The organism is Streptomyces sp. NPDC059003 (assembly GCF_042740445.1).
Classification (GTDB): domain Bacteria; phylum Actinomycetota; class Actinomycetes; order Streptomycetales; family Streptomycetaceae; genus Streptomyces.
On the sequence record NZ_JBHYJH010000363.1, the window covers coordinates 1 to 3,930 of the forward strand.

Consider the following 3,930-nt stretch of genomic DNA (forward strand, 5'->3'; position numbering starts at 1 on the left):
TTGCGCGCCGCCCCCGTCCCCACGGTGCGGCGCGGGCAGGCCCCGGTCCGGTCATCCTGCGGACCCGGGCCCGCGTTCAGGTGGCCGCGGCGCCTTCCGCCGACGCTTCGGCTTCGGCACCGGTTGCGGCTTCGGCTTCGGCTTCGGCTTCGGCCAGACCGAGCACCGGAAGCAGCACCGCGTCGACGAACCGCGTCAGATACTCCGCGTCCGCGTCCTTGCCCTCCAGGAGCGGGCGGACGCGCAGCACGCCGATCAGCTGGGCCGCGAGGAACTCGGCCGCCGGGTGCCCTGCGGCGATCTCGCCGCGCTCGACACCGCGCCGGACGATCTCGTCGACGGCCTGGAGCTCCGGCTCCACCAGCGCTTCGCGGAGCGCCCGCCGGAGGTCCTCGTCCTGCTGGGCCGCGTGCCCGAGCGACTGCACGAGCAGGGTGTCCCGCTGGCCCCACGCGGCGGCCGAGCGCGCCGCCGCGCGCAGGTCACCGGCGAGCGAGCCCGTGTCGATGCCCGAGAAGCGCACACAGCGGTTGGCGCGCAGCGCGGCGGCCACGAACTGGGGCTTGGTCTTCCACTGGCGGTAGAGCGTGGACTTGCTGCAGCGGGTGCGCGCGGCCACGCCCTCCATGGTCAGGGCCTCGTAGCCGCAGGCGCGGAGCTGGTCGAGGACGGCGTCGTAGAACTCCTGCTCGCGCTCGGGCGTGATCTTGGAGCGTCGGCCCGCCGCCACCTGGCCGCACGCCTGCTCCCGCTCCGGCTCCTGCATCCGTTCCCGCGACGCCATGCTCTCTTCTCCTCGATGCGGCGGCCTGCCCGGCCACACCTTATCGATACGCCAGTGTACCGGTACGCCACCGTATCGGTACACTGGCGTTTCGATGTGTGCTCCCGAGGGGCGTACTCCCGCGAGCGCGCGTCGGCGCACCAACCCAGTCGTCACGTAAAGGGGCCGGGGCATGGCATCCCGCGAATCCCGCACCGAGCCGGCCGAACAGGATCCGGAGATATCCTCCGGCCGGCCGGAGGCGTCCTCGTACCCACCCGCCGCACCGCCGGACACGGCCCGCGGCACGGCGGACGCCCCGGAGCGGTCGGGCCGACCGCCCCTCGTCCGCGAGCTCCTCCTCGTCGTCGGGCTCTTCCTCGTCTACAAGTTCGGCCGGCAGCTCGCCAACGGACACACCGGCGAGGCCTTCCGCAACGCCCACCGCGTGTGGGACGCCGAGCGCGCGCTGCGGCTCCCGGGCGAGGGCACCGTCCAGGACGCCCTCCTGAGCAGCGACACGCTCGTGCACATCGCCAACACCTATTACGCGACCGTGCACTTCCCGGCGACGCTGCTGTTCCTGGTGTGGCTGTACGTGCGCCGACCGCGGCACTACGTCTGGACGCGGCGGGTCCTCGCCGCCCTGACGGCGGCCGCGCTCCTGCTGCACCTCGGCTTCCCGCTGGCGCCGCCGCGCATGCTGGACGCCGCGCACCTCGTGGACACGGCGCAGGTGTACGGGCCTTCGGTGTACGCCGCGAAGCCCGCGACCGACTCGATGGCCAACCAGTTCGCCGCCATGCCGTCGCTGCACTTCGGCTGGGCGCTGATGCTGGCCGTCGGCCTGATCGCCGCGACGAGTTCCCGCTGGCGCTGGCTGTGGCTGCTGCACCCGCTGGTCACGCTTGCCGTGATCGTCGGCACCGCCAACCACTACTGGTTCGACGCGCTCGCCGCGGCCGCGCTGCTCGGCATCGCGCTCGCCGTCATCCGCCTGCCGCGCCCGGCGAGGTCCCGCGTCGTGGCCCGCTCCGCACCGGCACCCGCCCCCTCGCCCTCACCATCGCCCTCACCATCGCCTCCACCCTCGTCCTCCCCGTCGCCCGACCTGGCCGCGTCCGGGGCCGGGCGGTGAGCGCCCCGCTGCTCGCCGTCGCGCTCTCGCTCGTCTCGGCCGCCGCGTACGCCGCCGCGGCCGTGGCCCAGGAGCGCCTCGCGGCACGGATCGCCGACACCGGCCACCGGATGCTGCGCCTGCTCGCGAGCGGTGCGTGGTGGTCGTCCGTCGGGCTCAACGCGTCGGCCGCGCTGCTGCACGTGGCGGCCCTGAAGTACGGGCCGCTCACGCTGGTGCAGCCGCTCGGCGCGCTCACGCTCGTCGCCGCGGTGCCGCTGGGCGCGCGGCTCGCCGGGCGGCGCGTCACGCGCCTCGAATGGCGCGGCACCGGCTTCACCCTGATCGGCCTCGGCGCCCTGCTGCTCACCGCGTCGGGGCCCGCGCCCGACGACGTGCTCTCGTTGCCGGAGGCCGTGGCGGTCGCGGCGGTGACCGCGGCGGCCATCGGCCTGCTGTCCCGGCCCGGCACCCGGCCCGGTCTGCGGCACGCGACCGCGTCCGGCTTCGCGTCGGGGGTCGCGTCGGCGCTCACGCAGACCGTGACCGTCGCGGCGACCGACCGCTCGGGGCCACTGCTGAGCGCGCAGGTCGTGGTGGTGGCGCTGCTCGTCGCGGCGTTCGCCGTCGGGGGCCTGCTGCTCTCGCAGACCGCGTACCGCGGCGGGCTCGGCGCGCCGCTCGCCGTCGTCACGCTCGCCAACCCCGTGGCCGCGGCGGCCATCGGCGTCGCCCTGCTCGGCGAACGCCTGCGCGGCGGCGTGGGGGGCGTGTGCGCGGCGGCGGTGGGCGCGGTGATCGCCGCGTACGGAGTGGTGCTGCTCAGCCGCTCGCCCCGGGCCGCGGCCGTGGCCGCGGAGCCCGTCGCGGGCGGGCTGCCGTCGATTCCCGGCCAGCCGGAGCGTACGCAGGAGACGGTGCCGGTGCGGCCGTGCTGAAACGGCCGCACTCCCGGTGAGGAGTGCGGCCGTTTCGCTGCCTCTGCGGTGGGCGGGTGCCCGGGTCCGTCAGCCGAAGCCGCGCGCGTCCTGCTTCAGGGCCGTGTCGACCGTGAGGGCCGTCGCCACGACCAGGCTCAGGAGCGGCTCCGGGAGCTGGAAGTGGATCTGCAGGACGTAGTTGTCGGCCGTCGTGAACATCGTCTTCGCGAGGCCTTCCCACGTCTTCGTGATCCGGGCGACCTCGTTGTCGTTGTGGTCGACGATCGCGAAGTTCCAGGCGCGCCAGTTCTCCGCCTTGATCGCGCCGACCTGCTGGCCGTTCACGTTCATCGCGAAGTTGATCTTGCCGATCATGTTCTGCTGGACGATCTCGCCGACCGGCTGGCCGTCCGGGCGCTCCACGATGACCCGCGACTTCATGAACTTCGCGGGCCGCGTCATGATCAGCTGGGGCTGGCCGTAGGCATCGCGGATCTCCAGCTTGTGGGTCATGAACTGGTCGAGGCTGGAGACGAAGCGGGCGACCTTCTTGAGCGTGCTCTGGCCGACCTGGACGACCGAGCCGATCTGGTTGCCCGACTGGTCCATGACGCTGTACTCGTTGGTCAGCTCGATGAGCTTGGCCTTCTGGTTCACCACCAGGACCGGCTCGGTGAACAGGGTGCCGCCGCCCTGGGCGGTCGGGGCGACGCCCGCCTTCTGCTGGACCTGGCGCTGGACCTTGGCCGGGTCGGCGGTGGGCGCGGCGGGGGCCGCGGGGGCGGCCGGGGCCGCCTGGTGCGGAACCTGCTGGCCCTGCGCGCCCTGCGGGTCCTGGCTGGTGTGGTCGGTCCACTGGGAGCCGTCCCACCAGCGGAGGAGCTGGGGGGTGCCCTGGGGGTCCGGGTACCAGCCTGCAGGGGTGTTCGAATGCGTTGTCACCCGGGCACACTACCCCGCCCCCCTGTGCGGGTGGCCAGCCCTTTGCGGTTCTCTCCCCACCCACCCGCCCTCACCCCGGGGGCTCCGCCCCCGGACCCCCTTCTCTCCGGCGCTCCGCGCCTCGTCCTCAAACGCCGGACGGGCTGATTCCCCCACCCGCCCGCCCTTCCTGGGGCTCCGCCCCAGAC

At 74.0% G+C, this 3,930-nt stretch carries 4 protein-coding genes; 2 read left to right on the forward strand and 2 right to left on the reverse strand.

Going from position 1 to position 3,930, the window contains the following annotated elements:
- Window positions 1-76 precede the first annotated feature (76 nt).
- Window positions 77-784 carry a TetR/AcrR family transcriptional regulator C-terminal ligand-binding domain-containing protein gene (locus tag ACFWZ5_RS45425; RefSeq protein WP_384806432.1) on the reverse strand — a complete coding sequence of 236 codons (708 nt, stop codon included), beginning with the start codon at window positions 782-784 and terminating at the stop codon, window positions 77-79.
- 172 nt (window positions 785-956) lie between these two features.
- Between ACFWZ5_RS45425 and ACFWZ5_RS45430 the strand changes: the two genes are divergently transcribed.
- Window positions 957-1,901 (forward strand): phosphatase PAP2 family protein, encoded by a 945-nt coding sequence (locus ACFWZ5_RS45430; protein WP_384806430.1) that lies wholly within the window; start codon window positions 957-959, stop codon window positions 1,899-1,901.
- A complete protein-coding gene (locus tag ACFWZ5_RS45435; protein ID WP_384806428.1) occupies window positions 1,898-2,818 on the forward strand; it encodes a DMT family transporter in 921 nt (306 codons plus the stop codon). The genes ACFWZ5_RS45430 and ACFWZ5_RS45435 overlap by 4 nt, the downstream gene beginning before the upstream one ends.
- 69 nt (window positions 2,819-2,887) lie before the next feature.
- On the opposite strand, the gene ACFWZ5_RS45440 is transcribed toward ACFWZ5_RS45435, so the two are convergent.
- The gene (locus ACFWZ5_RS45440; RefSeq protein ID WP_384806426.1) at window positions 2,888-3,742 is read right to left on the reverse strand and encodes a phospholipid scramblase-related protein; all 855 of its coding nucleotides are present in this window, start codon (window positions 3,740-3,742) and stop codon (window positions 2,888-2,890) included.
- Window positions 3,743-3,930: the final 188 nt, after the last annotated feature.

Bases quoted from the DNA above. Each gene is read 5' to 3' on its own strand.
- ACFWZ5_RS45425 (WP_384806432.1), bottom strand. From the start codon at position 784: ATGGCGTCGCGGGAACGGATGCAGGAGCCGGAGCGGGAGCAGGCGTGC.
- ACFWZ5_RS45430 (WP_384806430.1), top strand. From the start codon at position 957: ATGGCATCCCGCGAATCCCGCACCGAGCCGGCCGAACAGGATCCGGAG.